Genomic DNA, 16,222 nt, shown 5'->3' with positions numbered 1-16,222 from the left:
ATCACAATTATTTTTGTATTTAGTAACGTATTGTATTCAATGAGAAATCCATATTAATCCCAGCAATGAAAAACACTTGGCACAACATATGCAAGCCTATATCAAACACATCTATAAACTTCAGTCACAATTAAAAACACAACAGCAAACACATATCTCAATTTTCATGGTGAGAAATGAGCAAAACAATGAAAGCACTGGTGATGCGCGGCTTAAATGACGTTGCAATTCTTGAGCGGCCTATCCCAACCGCAGGGCCCAATGACGCAATTATCAAAACAACTATTGCCATGGTCTGCACATCAGACGTTCACACGGTTTCTGGTGGACTAGGAGATATCTCCGATAGAATCTTGGGTCACGAAGCGGTAGGCGTGATTCATGAATTGGGCAGCGCTGTAAAAGGATTTAAAATTGGCGACCGTGTTGCTGTAAATGCAATTACACCCTGCTACAAATGCGAGAACTGCCAACGGGGCTTCACATCCCAATGTGGCACGATGCTGGGCGGTTATAAGTTTACAATTCAAAAAGACGGCAACATGGCCGAATACTTCCATTTAAATGATGCTGAAGCCAACCTAGCGCTAATCCCCGATGAGGTATCAGATGAAGCCGCTTGCTACACAACCGACATGATGTCAACAGGGTTTAAAGGTGCTGAAAATGCGCGTATCCCCCTAGGCGGTTCTGGAGTTATTTTTGGAATGGGGCCGGTTGGACTGATGGCTGTAGCAGGCACTCGCATGCTCGGAGCCGGCCTTGTGATTGCAGTTGACTGTGTCCCATCTCGACTTGAGCTTGCCAAGTTCTACGGTGCAGATATAACGATCAACTTCAAAGAGAAAGATCCGATTACCGAAATACTTAGACTGACTAATGGCCAAGGTACCGATGCTGCCATGGATGCTCTCGGCACTCAATCAACCTTTGAGAACTGTATAAAGGTGGCTCGTCCTGGCGGTATAATTTCAAATATTGGCTACTTTAGCCACGGCGACCACATCAATATTCCTCGACTCGACTGGGGAGTTGGCATGGCAGAAAAAACCATTACCACCCTCCTCTGCCCTGGCGGTAGCGAGCGAATGAAACGCCTACTGCGACTAATTCAGAATGGACGAATTGATCCAACCAAACTTACGACTCACCATTTTAAGTTTTCTGAAGTCCACAAGGCGCTGGACATGATGACTACCAAGGCAGATGGAATCATCAAGCCAGTCATTCATTTCGACTGACCCCTTTCGGTTTTGATTAAGAAGGCGCCCCCTCTCAGCCTCTCCGGAGACTCCTAAGCACGGAGCCAAAAACCCGATTATCAATGTGGAGATCGTTATGCAAAAACAACAAGGAATTGCCATCGTCAGCGGGGTACGCACAGCCATCGGCGATTTCGGTGGCAGCCTAAAGAGCCACCGACCCAGTGAACTGGCCGGCCTGATGGTCGCCGAGGCGGTGCGCCGGGCGGGAATTGAGGCGGCCAGCATTGGTCATTGCGTGTTCGGCAACGTCATCCATACCGAGCCGGCAGACATGTACCTGAGCCGGATGGCGGCGCTGCGTGGCGGCCTGTCCGAGCAGACCCCGGCGCTGACCGTCAACCGCCTGTGCGGCAGCGGCCTGCAGGCGGTGATCGGCGCGGCTCAGCAGATCCAGCTCGGCCTCTGCGACACGGCGGTGGCCGGCGGCGCCGAGTCGATGAGCCTCGCGCCCTACCACCTGCCCACGACGCGCTTCGGCCAGCGGATGGGCGACGGGGTGACCGTCGATCCCATGGTCGGTGCCCTGACCTGTCCGATCAACCAGTACCACATGGGCGTGACCGCGGAGAACGTCGCCGCGAAGTTCGGCATCAGCCGCGAGCAGCAGGATGCACTGGCCGTCGAAAGCCATAACCGCGCCCAGCGGGCCATTGAGCAAGGACACTTCAAGGAGCAGATCCTGCCCATCGAGCTGAAGACCCGCAAGAGCACGACCCTGTTCGACACCGACGAGCACGTCCGCCATGGCTGCACCCTCGCCGACCTAGAGGGACTGCGCCCGGCGTTCAGGCAGGGCGGCACGGTCACCGCCGGCAATGCCTCCGGACTCAACGACGGCGCCGCCGCCCTGGTGCTGATGGCGCGCAGCAAGGCCGAAGCCGAGGGCCGCCAGGTTCTGGCCCGATTGATCGATTACGCGGTGGTCGGCGTCGACCCCAGCATCATGGGCATCGGCCCAGTTCCGGCCATCCGCCAACTGCTCGAGCGCAACGGCCTGAGTGTTGGCGACATCGATGTCTTCGAGGTCAACGAGGCCTTCGCCGCCCAGGCACTGGCCGTCGCCCAAGAGCTGGAGCTGCCGCGCGAGCGCCTCAACCCAAACGGCAGCGGCATCTCCATGGGCCATCCGATCGGTGCCACCGGCGCCATCGTCACGGTGAAGGCGGTCTACGAGCTGGCCCGCATCCAGGGCCGCTACGCCATCGTCAGCCTGTGCATCGGCGGCGGCCAGGGCATCGCGGTGCTGCTGCAGCGCGACTGACCGGCCGGGCGCGGTCCGGCGTGGCCGCGCCCGCTTCCCGAATGTTTCGACCTGGCCGTCGCCCGCGCGGCGACGGTCCGAAAGCGTGCGGCCCGAGCGGCCGCGAACCAAAAACAATAAGGAGCTCACGGCATGTACAACGGCAAGGCGATACGCCTCAAATCACTGGAAGATGGACTGGTCGAGCTGATCCTCGACCTGCAGGGCTCCTCCGTTAACAAGCTGAACAGCCTGACTCTAGGCGAGCTGGCAGAGGTCGTCCGACTGCTTGAACGCCACAGCCATGAGGTCGAGGGCTTGTTGATCGCCAGCGCCAAGCCCGTATTCGGCATCGGCACCGACGTCACCGAGTTCACCGCAGCTTTCTCCCGCAGTGAAGGTGAGCTACTGGGGTGGGTGCGCCGGGGACAAGCACTGTTCAGTGCCCTGGAAAATCTGCCGTTCCCGACCGTGGCAGCGGTGAACGGCCTGGCGCTGGGTGGCGGCTTCGAGCTAGCGCTGGCGGCCGACTTCCGGGTCCTGGCGGTAGACGCTCGGGTCGGCCTGCCTGAGGTGAAGCTGGGCGTTTGCCCCAGCTGTGGCGGCACCGTGCGCCTGAGCCGGCTAATCGGTGCCGAGGCGGCGCTCGACTGGCTGCTCTCCGGCACCCCGAATAGTTCAGCCCTGGCGCTGGAGCAAGGTGCGGTCGACCGTATTGTCGCTGCCGACAAGCTACGCGGATCTGCGCTGAACCTGCTACGCATGGCAGCCAATGGCGAGCTGCCGGTCGCCGCCTACCGCGCCCGCAAGCAGCAGCCCCCCCGTGTGACTCCGGAGAGCCAGGCGTTGCTGGCTGCTGTGCAGCAGCACCACGCAGGGAAGCTTGACCCTCACTATCCGGCGCCAGAGGCTATCCTCACAGCAGTCGTCCGACAGGCTGTGCTATCACTGGACGAGGCCTTGGAGCTCGAGGCGCGCACTTTCGCGGCACTGGCGAAAATCCGATGTCGCCCATGCCATGGTCGAACTGTTCCTCAGCGATCAGTTGGCACGCAAAAAAGCCCGGAATTGAGGAGCGACTTCTGCGCCCACCTAGTGCAGTTTCAACCAACATTCTGTTCAAGCGGTGGGAGCTGCTCACAACCGTAATTAGGTGCAGACTCGCTCCATCACCTCGGCGATCGTCAATGGGCGTTCGGGTTCATGGATCGCCCGCTTGCCATGCACCCAACTGGGCTCGATCCGGTTCAGCCAGGGGCTCTTGCTCGGCAGGCGGCAGGTTACGATCCGTACGCCACCCTCGGCCCTGGCCCGGCGGTTGTGCGCCCCGATCCAGCTGATATGCCAACTGGCGTTGTCCCAGATCATCAGCAGCGCCTTCTTCCCTTCGCTCGCCAGGCGCTCGCAGACCCACGCCAGGAAGTCCTCGGTCACCTGGCTGACCGGGCGGCCCTTGACGAAGCGCAGCAGCATCTGCCCCCGTGTCGGCGCGCAGCAGGCCATAGCAGCTCAGCGCCTTGGGTTCGGCATCCTGCGGATCCGCCGGCAACTGCTGCAGGCGCAGGGCCGGACCCGCGCTCCAGGCCTTCAGGGACGGGCGCGCAAAACGACTCCACCAGACCTCGTCCTGGAAACCCAGCACCCAGTCCGGGTGCGTTGTGGCCAGTTCGATCAGCCAGTCGCGTCGCTTTTTTGCGCGCATAGTGGGGATCCGGGCTGGTAATCCAGGTCTTGGCCCGCTTCCAACCCACACCCAGGCGTATCAGCGCCTGGCGGATCGACTCATGGCTCAGCTGCCGTTCGGTCAGCCCCTGCTCGAAGGCCACTTCGGCGGCCAGGCTCAAGGTCCACAAGCGGGTGGGCTTGCCGAAATCGCGGGGGCTGCGGTGCAGCAAGGTGCGCAAGCGCTCGGCCTGCGTGCCCGCAAGCAAGGGACGGACACGTTTGGGCCGATGCGACTTCTCCGTCAGGCAAGACACCCCCTCGGCGGCAAAGGCCCGCAGGGTGTTGCGTACGGTTTGCGTGGCGCAGCCGAACAGGGCGGCGATTTCCGTGGCGGTCTTGTCGTCGGCGCTGGCCAGCAGGATCTGGCAGCGTCGCAGCGTGAAGGCCTCACGAGCGCGCAGACCCGCTTGCAGGGCCTGCCGTTCCTGGGTACTCAAAGGGCGAACGAATAAAGGTGCTTTCATGGGCCATAGCATCGCCCGACGCCGCATTTTTCATAACTACATCTATGAAACTGCACTAGCCGCCGGTCGGGGGTATTTCTGAGCTGTTGTGCCGATCAACGAGAAAACAATAATGAGTGGCCAAGAACACTTCATAATGGGCGACGCTGTTCGCCTTATCGAACCTGTGGATGGCCCGACAGCATCTGCTGGCCGACGCAGAAGAGGTGCGCTTCTAAAATGCAGAAACCAGGGCAAAACCCTGGTTTCCGGATACATCACCCGGTTTTGGCTGGGCGGATGTTAGAAAGTCATTTCCGGCACCTGCCCGGGCACCACCAGCCTGCCGGCGGTCCTGGCGACGATTTCCTCGACGCTCACCCCCGGCGCGCGCTCCCTGAGCACGAAGGCGCCGTTCTCGATCTCCAGGTAGGCCAGGTCGGTGAGCACCTTGCGGATGCAGCCGGCGCCGGTCAGCGGCAGCGAGCAGCGCGCCAACAGCTTGGACTCGCCGTCCCTGGAGGCGTGGGTCATGGTGACGATGATGTTGTCGGCGCCGGCCACCAGGTCCATGGCGCCGCCCATGCCCTTGACCAGCTTGCCGGGGATCATCCAGGAGGCGATGTTGCCCTCGACGTCCACCTCGAAGGCGCCGAGCACCGTCAGGTCGACATGGCCGCCGCGGATCATCGCGAAGGATTCGGCCGAGGAGAAGATCGAGGCGCCGGGACGCGCGGTCACCGTCTGCTTGCCGGCGTTGATCATGTCGGCGTCGACCTCGGCCTCGCTGGGGAAGGCGCCCATGCCGAGCAGGCCGTTCTCCGACTGCAGCATCACGTCCATGCCCTCGGGCACGTAGTTGGCCACCAGGGTGGGGATGCCGATCCCCAGGTTGACGTAGTAGCCGTCTTTCAGCTCGCGCGCCACGCGCTGGGCCATCTGTTCGCGGGAAAGTGCCATGGCAGTCTCTCTTGTTCGGTCGGGTGGGCAGGATCAGGCGCGCACGGTGCGCTTTTCGATGCGCTTCTCGAAGCGGCCGAGGATGACGCGATCGACGTAGATGCCGGGGGTGTGGATCTGGCTGGGTTCCAGCTCGCCCGGCGCGACGATCTCCTCCACCTCGACCACGGTGATCCGCCCGGCGCTGGCCACCACCGGGTTGAAGTTCTGCGCGGTGTGGCGGTAGACGACGTTGCCGAAGTGGTCGGCCTTCCAGCCCTTGACGAGGGCGAAGTCGCCGCTGATCGCCTCTTCGAGGATGTAGTGCCGGCCGTTGAACTCGCGCACTTCCTTGCCCTCGGCGACCGGGGTGCCGTAGCCGGTCGCGGTGTAGAAGGCGGGTATGCCCACGCCGCCGGCGCGCAGCTTCTCGGCCAGGGTGCCCTGCGGGGTCAGTTCGACCTCCAGCTCGCCGTCGAGCAGCTGGCGCTCGAACAGGGCGTTCTCGCCGACGTAGGAGGCGATCATCCTGCGGATCTGCCGGTCCTCGAGCAGCACGCCCAGGCCGAAGCCGTCGATGCCGCAGTTGTTGGAGACCACCGTCAGCCCCTTGACCTGGCGGCGGCGGATCTCGGCGATCAGGTTTTCCGGGATGCCGCACAGACCGAAGCCGCCGGCCAGGACGGTCATGCCGTCGGTGAGCCCGGCCAGGGCTTCTTCGTAGGTGTTCACGCGCTTGTCGAGTCCGGCCATGCTGTTCTGCCTCTTGTTGTTGTCCTGCTTCCGCAGCGCCGCTGGCGGAGAGCGATGTCAAGTTGAGAGCAGTGCCTTTAAGAGCAAAGGTACAGCCCAGTTTTAATGCCACTGCCTACCCTAAAAAGTCCCTCCCGCGGTATCAGGCACCTGCAACTGCAGGCCCTTCACTCGCTCAATGCCTAGCGGTACAGCTGCAGGGCCTTCACACGCTCCATACCTAAGGAGGCAGAGAGCATGGGAAACCGGGGAGGGCAAAGGGTGACAAGAAGGTCGGGCAGGCGTCACGGCGCGCCGCGACGCTTGCCCGACAGATCAAGCCCGCAGCCGGACGAGACTTTCCAGTACGAACTCTGGCTGCTGCTCAGCGGGGATCTCGACGAAGTAGAACTGCCCTTGGTCGAGGACCGGCAAGCTGCCGCCATGCCACAGAGCGGCGCCCACATCCACGCCGCTTGATGCCGGCTTCGGCACCCGGATGGTCGGCGAGATCACCGCATCGAACTCGGCCAGCGCGGGCGATGCCAAGGCCGAGCCACCGTGCGGCCGCAAGGCCAGCGACCAACGATAGTGTTTGGCCACGTTGATCAGCGGGCGATAGCGTTCGACGTCGGTCACGCCCATGCTGCTATCGGCGGGCTGCTCCTCCAGCAGCACACCACCCACCGGGTAGGCGGAAACGGAGCGCAGCAGGTCAGCCATGTACATGGCGGCATCCTCGATCCCGTCCGGCTCTAGTTCGACCTCGATCCGCCCGGCCAGCATATTGGCATGATGCAGCCAGTGCTTGGGCGACGGCATGGCCAGCACCAGTGGCGTCTGGCCGCGCAGGTTGGCGATGACCGCCTCCACGACCTCGGCCAGGATCTGGCGTGGCTCTTCCTGCTCCAGCAGCTTGCGCAGCGGGAAGGACAGGCGCCTTTTCGACCCCAGCTCCGCTGCCACCTCCGGGTGGCGAGACAGCCAGGAATCGAACAGCTCGCCGACTTCCACCACCGCCACGTCCGGTCGCAGCAGGCCCTGGGCCTGACTGAAGTAGGCCAGGTACTGCGGCGCACTCAACCAAGGGTCGCCTCCTGTGCCCAACAACAGCCTTCGGGTGTAGGCCGAAGCCTTCAGCCACACCCGCAGGCGTCCACCGCCCGTGCCGCCGGGCAGATCGTCGGCGAGATGTTGGCTCATTGCTTTTCACCTCCCATCGCGCCGAGTGCCGCCAGGCGTGCCTCGAGTTCGGCGATGCGCACATCCTTCGGATGCGCCATGTAGTTGGGCTTGGGCTCGTCGGCAGCGCGGAACTTGTCGGCGCCTCCCATATAGAGCTTGTCGATATCATCGCCCCAGCAGCCGAAGTACTGCAGGTAAGATGGTGGTGTCGGCTTGTTCCACGACTTGACAAACTCGGCATAAGGCACGCCGCGGGCCAGACGCGCCTTGCGCTCGGTATCGCGGGCCGCGGCGGTGGCCTCGTGGTTGATCGCCAGCGTCAGCGGGTCGAACTTGACCTTGTACAGTCGCTCGGCGACGTCCTGCGAGATCAGGCCCTCCTCGATGTCGCGAATGACACCCGCCGGGTCGCGCTCCAGCAGATCGCCGTAACCGGCACCGGCGCCTTGCGAGATCATGAACAGTTCGCCGCGTTTGGAGATCTCGAAGCCCATGCCCATGTGGTGGGTGGTGTAGCTCGCCCCTTCGAAGGGCTGCTCGTTCATGATCTCCTCGATCGAGTGCTTGAACTTTTCCGGCGTCTCGAGCAGCACGTCATACACATCCACGCCCTTAACTTTGGAGAGCGGATAGGTACCGCATGCATAGCCGCCGAACAGACCCTGTATTGGCGGGATCTTGGCGCCCTGGCAGGTAGTCATGAAGCCCCATTGCTCGCTGTCCTTGGTCGCCACGATCATCGTGTAACCCTGGCCACCGCGATACTTGCCTGGCGCGATAGCGTCGCGCGTCATCTTCTTCGACACTAGTTGTAGGAAAGGCACGTCCTCCTCGTTCAGCTCTTGCTCACCGATGTCCGCCATGGTGGCGAAGATTGGTGCCAAGGCGTGCTCGCCATCGCGGTCCACCCTGGCGCCGCCCCCCATTCCGTTCAGGTCTGCACAGAGGTTGCCCAGGGTCTCGCCGTGCTGGCTCACTCCGCCCCAAATGAAGGTATTGATCATGTTAAAGGTCGGAGCATGTACCTTCGTGTATTTCTCCGAGCAACTGTAAAGGAACTTTGCCACTGCGTGCTGGCCGGCGGTGAAGCCGGTGAAGATCGACATCAGGCTTTGCGAGTTTGGCGCATCATAGGAGCAGTTCACGATCGAGTGCGGATCGGTGATTACCTCGATCGGTGCGAAGGCCGCCTGGCCGCGCGGTAGATCCGGCCACACGTAGCACAGGAAAACCTGCGATAGCATGCCCTTGAGGCCGGCGACGATGGTGTTGGTCGGTCGATTGGTGAATTCCGGTGCCGAACCGCGGAAGTCGAAGATCAGCCGGTCACCGGTTTTGGTGAGCTTGCAGTTAATCTTCACCACACAGTTTTCGCGCAGGGTCGAGTCCTGGATGATGTAGGTGCGCACCGTCATGTCCGGCCATTCGCTGATGCGGCGCTTCACCTCGGCGCGGACGTTCTCCATGGTCAGGCGCAGGGTCGAAACCATGGCGTCCGGGCCGTCGGTCTTGAGCGTTTCTTCGATCCGCTGCTTGATGCGCAGGCAAGCGAAGAGCTTGACCTTCATGTCCTCGTACTGCAGCTTGGGCTCGCGCACCGAGTTCTGTAGGAAGGTCAGGATGTCTCGCTTGATTTCGTAGTTTTCCACCACCTTGAAGGGGCTCATTTTCAGGCCTTCATCGCACGGGCTCTCAGCCATGGATGGCATGCCGCCCGGCTCGATCGCGCCGTTCTCGCCCTCGTGCACGGTGGAGGCTACCCAGCACACCAACCTCCCCTCGTGGAAAATCGGCAGGATCATGCTCTGGTCAGTGTTATGCACGTTGCCATAGCGCGCGTCGTTATGGATGAAGCCGTCGCCTTCGCGCACCCCCACGGTGGGATCGTTCATCCAGTTCTTGATGATGAACTTGATGGGGTGGTGCACCAGAGCGGAGAAGATCAGCACGCCGCCAGCACTGGCGATGGCGAGATCGCCCGAGGCCGAATACACCCCCGTGATGACGTCGCCCCACTTGGCGCCAGGCGCTGCGCCCATTTGCTCCACCATCTCATAGCCTTCGTCGCAGCCGGCCTGGATGCGATCACGGATCTTGGCGATTGTGTGGGCGTCGCTCATCTTGCGGATGGCCTCGTCCTCCGCCTCGGTCCGGGGCATCAGATCGTGGTTCTGCATGATCTCCGGGTCCGGCCCAAGGAACAACGTGGTGTCGCTGAGGAACTTCTGGATCAGCGCCAGCTCATCAGCGCTCGGCGTTTTTGCCCTTACAGGCGTAGCGATCTCGTTCATGTTCAAATCCTGTATGAAAATGAAATATGGTCGATGGTTATCCCGTGGCTATCAGGCCCGCAGGAACCAGGAGGCACCCTGCTTGGCGGCGACGAAGTTCCAGCCCGGATTGACCAGGAAGGTCGTCACTTCGGAGGCGATAATGGCGGGGCCGGTGATCTGCACCCCGGGTTCGATCTCCCCTCGGCTCCACACTGGCGTCTCGAATGCCCCCTCGTAGCCGACGAAATAGCACTTGCGGGTGGCCGACGGCGGCGGCGGCGACTTGCGCTGTCCGACTGGCACCGGCTTGATATCCTCGAACTGCACTGTCTCGTGGCGAACGAACGCGGCAACCCGAATGGTGTTGATGCGGATACCAGCCTCCGGCGCCTGCGAACCCTTGCCGAAACGCTTGCCGTAGTCGTTGGAGAACTGCTCGATGATCGCCAGCACGTCCGCCGGACCATGTATCTCGTGCTTGGGAATGACCGCGGTGGTTTGCACCAGCTGGTTGCCGTAGCGCAAATCCAGTTCGAGGTTGTGGCAGATGTCCTCGCGGGCCACGCCCTGGCGTAGCAGATCCTGGGTACCCTGCTCCTTCAGCTCGCCGACGATGGCGTTGAAGCGGTCGTAGTCGTCGAACAGGTGGCGGGTGTTCGAGTCGTACAACACCATGTAGAGCGAGGTCTCGTGGATGTGGAGCTGGTGCATGTTGCCGGCTCCGACCGCCGAGAACACCGAGCTGAACGGAGGCGCCAGAATCTTGTCGATGTTCAGGTTTTGCGCGATGCCGCAACAATGCAGCGGCCCATTGCCGCCGTAAGCCAGCATGGTGAAGTCCTTGGGGTCATAACCGCGGGCGCGCAGCTCGGTGAAGAGCCCGTTGGCCATGCTGTCGTCCACTTTCTCGCGGATCAGCAGTGCGGCCTCGATGACCGAGCAGTCGAGGTCGTCGCACAGCGCGTCCTCGACTGCAGCCGCTGCACGACGCGGATTGAGCGGAATCGATCCGCCCGCATAGTTCTCCGGGTCCAGGTAGCCCAGCAACAGGTCGGCGTCGGTCACCGTCGGACGCATGCCACCGCGGTCGTAGCAGGCCGGGCCGGGATCGGAGCCGGCGGACTCGGGCCCGCACTTCACCGTGTTGTACATGCGGTCATAGCTGGCGATGGAGCCACCGCCGGCACCCAGGGTCACCAGGTGCACCATGGGCACCGACACCAGCCAGCGATCGATCACCGGATTGAAGTCGTAGTGCTTGATGCCACCCTCAACCACAATGCCGATGTCGTAGCTGGTGCCGCCCATGTCGGTTGCTACTACGTTGCCCAAGTCGCACTGCATGGCCAGGTGTTCAGAGGCTCCGATGCCGGAGACCGGCCCGGAGTGGATGGTCTGCAGGGCGTCCGTCGAATTGAGCTGGGCCATGCCGCCAGAGTTGTGAATGACCAGCATCGGCTGCTCGTAGCGATGGGCCCGCAGGTTCTGTTCGAGCGCGGATAGGGCGTGGTACATGGTCGAGTGCAGGTAGCCATCGACGATGGCCGAGGTCGCCCGCACGTACTCGCCCTTGCGGCCCGCCACCTGATGAGACAAGACCACCGGAATCGCCCCCAGCAGATGGGACGGGTATTCCTCGAGCAGGATCTCCTCGATGCGCTGCTCGTGCGCCGGATTCACCACCGAATTGATTAGCGCTACCACGATGATTTCGGCGCCGCGGTCCACCAGCTCGCGGATCTGAGTGCGCACGTCGTCCTCATCGAGCGGCATGACCAGGTCGCCTTGGAAGTCTACGCGCTCGCGCACCCCGCGGATCATGTGCGGCAGCACCAACGGGTCGGGACGCTGAGCGTTGGGCATGTCCTGCTGGCCCAGGTTGTCCAGCCCCTCGCCGTAGCCGCGAGCACGCGACAACGGCACCGTGGCTTCGTAGCCGGCAGTAACCAGCATGCCGATCTTGGGCCCCTTGTGTTCGATCAGGGCATTGGTTCCCAGCGTGGTGGCGTAGCGGACGGAGTCCACCTGCGACAGGATTTCCTCGAGCTCCAGGCCGAGGTCGTGATAGGCCTTGCTCAGAGCTTCATTGAAGCCCAGGGCGAGGTTGTGATGTGTGGTCAGAGCCTTGGCCTCGATGTACTTGCCATCCCAGACCACGAAACAATCGGTGAACGTGCCACCGATATCGACTGAAACGCGTCTCATATTATCTCCTTATTATTCTTTTGCGCCGGCACCGCCCGGATCAAGGGCAGGGATGCTTACCGGCAGTTGACGGTGGCTTAGTGATTGTGGCCCTGATCGGCCAGTACCTCGGGACCCACGACCGGCTTCGCGATTTCCTCGCGCTTGGCCCACTGCGCCCGCAGGGCCGGCAGGTCCGGCTGCATGTCGTGCAGTGGCGGATGGCCGGGAATGGCATATTCCGTCTCGACCATGGTTCCGCAGTGCGGGCAGTAGTACTCAAGAATGCGCACCCACTCCGGGTCGGGACTGAAGGTGAAGCGGTACTTCTCAGGGTCAATGATGGGCGGATGAATCTCGCGCGGATCGCGGTTGTAGACGAGCATGCCTTCCTTGTAGCTCTTGGTCGCTGACCCGATCTCGTGGTCGCACACTCGGCACTCCCACTTTTTCGAATCGAGATCGATGCGCAGATATTCGGTCATCAGAACTTTCATTTTTCAGGCCTTCCTGTTCAGCATGATGTCGCCCGCATCGCTGATGACGAAACTCCAGCCATCGAGCACGTGGCACGTAAAGAAGTCTTCTTCGAGAATCGCGGGCCCGGTTGCGTGGTCGCCCGGAGCCAGTTCGGCCAGGCGGTAGACCGGGATGTCGATGCGCCCCTTGCCGCGGGTCAGCACTTTGCGCGTGTCGATGGCGCTGGCGGCCTGGCTCTCGGCGAAGCGCGCGGTCTTGCTGACTTCGGCGCGCAGCGGCTTGACGGCACGCAGGCCCAACTCCACCGTCCGTGCGTGCGCCAGTTCGGCCGGGTAGCCGACTCCGTCGGCAATCGGGTAGCGCAACTCGCTGCCGTCACCCAGTTCGCCCGCCAGCCAAGCTTCTATGTCGTACTGACCTTCAGCGAAGCCCTCGGCGAACATGTCGCGCGCAGCCTTGAGCTTGAGGCCGGCCAGGGCCTCGCCCACGCCTTTGGTGCTGCGGTCGTCGAGTGCGATCGCGTAACGCTGGGAGATGTCGCACGAGCCGATACCGAAGGCACTGAACACCGCCGCCAGCTTGGGCACCGCAACCCGGTCGATGCCGGCCTTCTCTGCCACGCCACAGGCATTGAGCGGCCCGGCGCCACCGAACGCGAGCATTACTGTGTCCTTTGATACCTTGGTGAAGCGGTGCAGTTCGACAGCAATCTTCTCCTCGTAGGCGTGCGCCATCTGCAGTAGCGCCTCATCGAGGCCGATGCCCAGCGGCTTGGCGATGTTGAAAGTGACTGCGCTGGCAGCCCGGTCCAGATCCAGCGCCATACCGCCGCCGAAATAGGACTTGGGGTCGAAAATACCGCTTAGCAGGCTGGCATCGGTGATCGTGGCCTCCTTGCCGCCACGACCGAAAGCCGCCGGCCCCGGGACCGCACCAACGCTTTCCGGCCCAATCACAATGCGGTTGTTGACCACCTTGAAGATGGAACTGCCGCCTGCGCCGGCGCTCATGATCTCGCACAGCGGGAAGGACACGCTGATACCTTCGACGTGACCGCGCTGCACCTCCGCGACCGTACCATTGAGGCACTGGCCGATGTCGGTGGTGGTGCCGCCGACGTCGATAGCAACCACGTCGGACAGGCCATAGAGCTTGGCAAAGGACTTCATGCCCTCCATGCCACCGCGCGGACCGGAGCTGTAGGTCTTGATCGCCACCGTCTTGGCGACGCGCGAAGCATCGCCGTCGTTGCGGAAGATCAGCAGCGGGTTCTTGGTGCGATAGGCGCGCAGGCGGTTCTCGGCATTGAACAGGAATGCCTCCGTCGCCGGATGCAGGAAGGAATTGATCAGCGCCGTCCAGGTGCGGCGAATCACGTCGCGATCCGTCGTCAGGTCGCTGCCATAGAGCACCGGCACCGCGCCCAGCAGATGCCGCGGATACTTGCGCAGCACGACCTTGCGGAAGCGCTCCTCGACCTCGAGGAAGGCCGCGCCGCCGAAGCTCACCACCAGGCGGTTGGCACCGGCCGCGGTAAGCTGGTTGATCGCCCTTACCACCTCGACGTCCGCATCGTCACCAAGCACAGTGGCGGCATCGAGAAAAACCACGCGGTCGCCGACCAGCGCCTCGTACACCTCTGGATCGTGTTCCGCCAGGCGCACCGGCAGGTCGCGGGCACCGGCATCGATGATGAGGCCGAGCCGCGGCCCCTTGCGCTCGCAGATGGCATTAGTACCCTGCGTCGTCGAATAGCGGATAAGGTCGACCTCCTCGAGCAGCCGCGCCACGTCCGGCGTGTCGTAGAGAACGCCAGACGCCTTCTGCAAGCCTTCGAAGAAACACTTGCTCAGATCGTAAGGTGTAGTCAGTACCTTCGTCTTTCTGACTCCATCATCGGTCATGATGCAGATATCGGTGAGCGTGCCACCGTTATCGATGTTTATTTGCAATGTCATGCCGCATTTCTCCCGTCATCTCGTTCGTGGATTGAGACTTTTCTAACGTCAGTCCAGGACTGGTGTTTTCCGGACCCTCAAGTCGTTTCACCGTCGCTGATTACTAAAGTCATTCAACACGGTGAAATCGGACTTTCCACTGATACTTATCGCAAGCGGTATGCCAACTCACGAGCGACTAATTACTTTCAGCAACTCATTGTTTTTTAACGAAAAATAAAAAATGCAGAATTTTCGTTAAATCGAGTGCGTCTAGATTCGCGAATACCCGTTCGAATTTCGGTTGAATTGATGCAACGCAACAAAGCGAGTGTCAGAACGTAAAAATTGGGAGCTTTCCGAATTCTAGGCGCGATGAGGCATGCCCGACCGGCAGCACCGGAGTCGGCCGATCAGAGTCAACGAGCGTGGGGATGAGAAGACCGCGAAGATAGGCACAGGCAATTGCGAATAAGCACTTCGCTAAGGATGGTCTGAAGTAGTCATGTATTTCTGGCTGACTTCAGCCCCCCGCCGACTTTGAAAGCGGAGAATCGATCAAAAACGATCAGATCACCCGCTCGTTTCTGCGTTTTTTAGCTGCCGCGAGCACGTCGCAGCAACCGTTTCCCGCATTACAGGCGCACCTCTCCTGCATTCGCCAGTAAATATCGGCGCGCCATCCACAGATTCGACAAGGCGAACAGCGTCACCAACTGTGACGTGTTTTTGGCCAATCCCCGGAAGCGCACCTTGGTGTAGCCAAACTGGCGCTTGATCACGCGGAACGGATGTTCGACCTTGGCTCGTACCTGGGCCTTGGCCTTCTCGATCTTGCGGATCGCTTTGTATAAGGCGCTACGCTTGCCATGCTTCTTGTAGGTACTGCGCCGGGCCGCGACCTGCCAGATGACCTGCCGACCTTCATGCTCGGGGCGCTTCTCTACGCCGGTATAGCCCGCATCGGCACTCACTACGTTTTCCTCGCCATGCAGCAGTTGGTCGACTTGGGTGACATCTGCCACGTTGGCTGCCGTGACCACCACGCTGTGCACCAGACCCGACTCAGCGTCGGCACCAATGTGAGCTTTTGCGCCGAAGTAGTACTGGTTGCCCTTCTTCGTCGAGTGCATTTCCGGGTCGCGCTTGCCGTCCTTGTTCTTCGTCGAGCTCGGCGCATGGATCAGGGTGGCGTCGACAATGGTGCCCTGGCGCAGCGACAGTCCGCGCTCGCCCAGATAGCCGTTGATCACCTCCAGTATTCCCCCGGCCAGTTCGTGCTTCTCCAGCAGGCGACGGAAGTTGAGGAGGGTCGTTTCGTCCGGGATGCGCTCCAGGCTCAGGCCGGCGAACTGGCGCAGGAGAGTGGTTTCGTACAGCGCTTCCTCCATCGCCGGATCGCTGTAGCCGAACCAGTTCTGCATCAGGTGCACGCGCAGCATGGCTGCCAGCGGGTAGGCGGGCCGACCGCCTTCGCCCTTGGGATAGTAGGGCTCGATCAGGGCGATCAGCCCCTGCCACGGCACCACCTGGTCCATCTCGAGCAGGAAGCGCTCGCGGCGGGTCTGCTTGCGCTTGCCGGCATACTCGGCATCGGCGAAGGACAGTTGCTTCATCGGGAAACTCGGACAAGGGAGCGGGTGTATTTCACCAGAATCGGGAAGTCTTTTTCAGGATTTCCCTAAGGATGGTCTGAAGTAGTCATGTATTTCTGGCTGACTTCAGCCCCCCGCCGACTTTGAAAGCGGAGAATCGATCAAAAACGATCAGATCACCCGCTCGTTTCTGCGTTTTTTAGCTGCCGCGAGCACGTCGCAGC

The 16,222-nt window shown here is 61.5% G+C and carries 13 protein-coding genes; 3 read left to right on the top strand and 10 right to left on the bottom strand.

The window, feature by feature from the left end; translation table 11 throughout:
* The first annotated feature begins 188 nt into the window (after window positions 1-188).
* From GCU53_RS01155 to GCU53_RS01145, 3 genes are all read left to right on the top strand, one after another.
* The gene (locus GCU53_RS01155; protein WP_152385988.1) at window positions 189-1,241 is read left to right on the top strand and encodes an NAD(P)-dependent alcohol dehydrogenase; all 1,053 of its coding nucleotides are present in this window, start codon (window positions 189-191) and stop codon (window positions 1,239-1,241) included.
* Window positions 1,242-1,338: 97 nt separating this feature from the next.
* Entirely contained in the window at window positions 1,339-2,526 is a 1,188-nt protein-coding gene (gene bktB / locus GCU53_RS01150) for a beta-ketothiolase BktB (RefSeq protein ID WP_152385987.1), read from the top strand.
* 132 nt (window positions 2,527-2,658) lie between these two features.
* Window positions 2,659-3,654: an enoyl-CoA hydratase-related protein gene (locus GCU53_RS01145; protein WP_244306987.1), complete on the top strand. Its 996-nt coding sequence runs from the start codon at window positions 2,659-2,661 to the stop codon at window positions 3,652-3,654.
* On the opposite strand, the gene GCU53_RS25655 is transcribed toward GCU53_RS01145, so the two are convergent.
* From GCU53_RS25655 to GCU53_RS01100, 10 genes are all read right to left on the bottom strand, one after another.
* Window positions 3,655-3,978: a transposase gene (locus tag GCU53_RS25655; protein WP_208845415.1), complete on the bottom strand. Its 324-nt coding sequence runs from the start codon at window positions 3,976-3,978 to the stop codon at window positions 3,655-3,657.
* Complete coding sequence (locus GCU53_RS26735; RefSeq protein WP_208845413.1) at window positions 3,936-4,694, bottom strand: helix-turn-helix domain-containing protein; 759 nt, start codon at window positions 4,692-4,694, stop codon at window positions 3,936-3,938. The genes GCU53_RS25655 and GCU53_RS26735 overlap by 43 nt, the downstream gene beginning before the upstream one ends.
* Before the next feature lie 282 nt (window positions 4,695-4,976).
* Window positions 4,977-5,633: a CoA transferase subunit B gene (locus GCU53_RS01135; protein WP_152385986.1), complete on the bottom strand. Its 657-nt coding sequence runs from the start codon at window positions 5,631-5,633 to the stop codon at window positions 4,977-4,979.
* Window positions 5,634-5,666: 33 nt separating this feature from the next.
* Window positions 5,667-6,365, bottom strand: a complete 699-nt coding sequence (locus GCU53_RS01130; RefSeq protein WP_152385985.1) for a CoA transferase subunit A — start codon at window positions 6,363-6,365, stop codon at window positions 5,667-5,669.
* Between the two features lie 315 nt (window positions 6,366-6,680).
* A complete protein-coding gene (locus GCU53_RS01125; RefSeq protein ID WP_152385984.1) occupies window positions 6,681-7,547 on the bottom strand; it encodes a hypothetical protein in 867 nt (288 codons plus the stop codon).
* The gene (locus tag GCU53_RS01120) at window positions 7,544-9,820 is read right to left on the bottom strand and encodes a hydantoinase B/oxoprolinase family protein (RefSeq protein ID WP_152385983.1); all 2,277 of its coding nucleotides are present in this window, start codon (window positions 9,818-9,820) and stop codon (window positions 7,544-7,546) included. The genes GCU53_RS01125 and GCU53_RS01120 overlap by 4 nt, the downstream gene beginning before the upstream one ends.
* A 51-nt stretch (window positions 9,821-9,871) precedes the next feature.
* Window positions 9,872-12,007 carry a hydantoinase/oxoprolinase family protein gene (locus GCU53_RS01115; RefSeq protein WP_152385982.1) on the bottom strand — a complete coding sequence of 712 codons (2,136 nt, stop codon included), beginning with the start codon at window positions 12,005-12,007 and terminating at the stop codon, window positions 9,872-9,874.
* A gap of 77 nt (window positions 12,008-12,084) precedes the next feature.
* On the bottom strand, window positions 12,085-12,483 hold the full coding sequence (locus GCU53_RS01110) for an acetone carboxylase subunit gamma (RefSeq protein WP_244306982.1): 399 nt from the start codon (window positions 12,481-12,483) through the stop codon (window positions 12,085-12,087).
* A gap of 3 nt (window positions 12,484-12,486) precedes the next feature.
* Entirely contained in the window at window positions 12,487-14,424 is a 1,938-nt protein-coding gene (locus tag GCU53_RS01105; RefSeq protein ID WP_152385981.1) for a hydantoinase/oxoprolinase family protein, read from the bottom strand.
* Window positions 14,425-15,038: 614 nt separating this feature from the next.
* Window positions 15,039-16,019 (bottom strand): IS5 family transposase, encoded by a 981-nt coding sequence (locus GCU53_RS01100; RefSeq protein ID WP_152385958.1) that lies wholly within the window; start codon window positions 16,017-16,019, stop codon window positions 15,039-15,041.
* Window positions 16,020-16,222 lie beyond the last annotated feature (203 nt).

It is taken from the genome of Azotobacter salinestris (genome assembly GCF_009363155.1).
Classification (GTDB): domain Bacteria; phylum Pseudomonadota; class Gammaproteobacteria; order Pseudomonadales; family Pseudomonadaceae; genus Azotobacter; species Azotobacter salinestris.
The sequence above is the reverse complement of the archived record's forward strand: the minus strand, read 5'-3'. Positions and strand labels throughout refer to the sequence as shown.

What these genes read in the sequence shown, in the direction of transcription:
- GCU53_RS01155 (WP_152385988.1), top strand. Translation starts at nt 189, where the DNA reads ATGAAAGCACTGGTGATGCGCGGCTTAAATGACGTTGCAATTCTTGAG.
- bktB (WP_152385987.1), top strand. Translation starts at nt 1,339, where the DNA reads ATGCAAAAACAACAAGGAATTGCCATCGTCAGCGGGGTACGCACAGCC.
- GCU53_RS01145 (WP_244306987.1), top strand. Translation starts at nt 2,659, where the DNA reads ATGTACAACGGCAAGGCGATACGCCTCAAATCACTGGAAGATGGACTG.
- GCU53_RS25655 (WP_208845415.1), bottom strand. Translation starts at nt 3,978, where the DNA reads ATGCTGCTGCGCTTCGTCAAGGGCCGCCCGGTCAGCCAGGTGACCGAG.
- GCU53_RS26735 (WP_208845413.1), bottom strand. Translation starts at nt 4,694, where the DNA reads ATGAAAGCACCTTTATTCGTTCGCCCTTTGAGTACCCAGGAACGGCAG.
- GCU53_RS01135 (WP_152385986.1), bottom strand. Translation starts at nt 5,633, where the DNA reads ATGGCACTTTCCCGCGAACAGATGGCCCAGCGCGTGGCGCGCGAGCTG.
- GCU53_RS01130 (WP_152385985.1), bottom strand. Translation starts at nt 6,365, where the DNA reads ATGGCCGGACTCGACAAGCGCGTGAACACCTACGAAGAAGCCCTGGCC.
- GCU53_RS01125 (WP_152385984.1), bottom strand. Translation starts at nt 7,547, where the DNA reads ATGAGCCAACATCTCGCCGACGATCTGCCCGGCGGCACGGGCGGTGGA.
- GCU53_RS01120 (WP_152385983.1), bottom strand. Translation starts at nt 9,820, where the DNA reads ATGAACGAGATCGCTACGCCTGTAAGGGCAAAAACGCCGAGCGCTGAT.
- GCU53_RS01115 (WP_152385982.1), bottom strand. Translation starts at nt 12,007, where the DNA reads ATGAGACGCGTTTCAGTCGATATCGGTGGCACGTTCACCGATTGTTTC.
- GCU53_RS01110 (WP_244306982.1), bottom strand. Translation starts at nt 12,483, where the DNA reads ATGAAAGTTCTGATGACCGAATATCTGCGCATCGATCTCGATTCGAAA.
- GCU53_RS01105 (WP_152385981.1), bottom strand. Translation starts at nt 14,424, where the DNA reads ATGACATTGCAAATAAACATCGATAACGGTGGCACGCTCACCGATATC.
- GCU53_RS01100 (WP_152385958.1), bottom strand. Translation starts at nt 16,019, where the DNA reads ATGAAGCAACTGTCCTTCGCCGATGCCGAGTATGCCGGCAAGCGCAAG.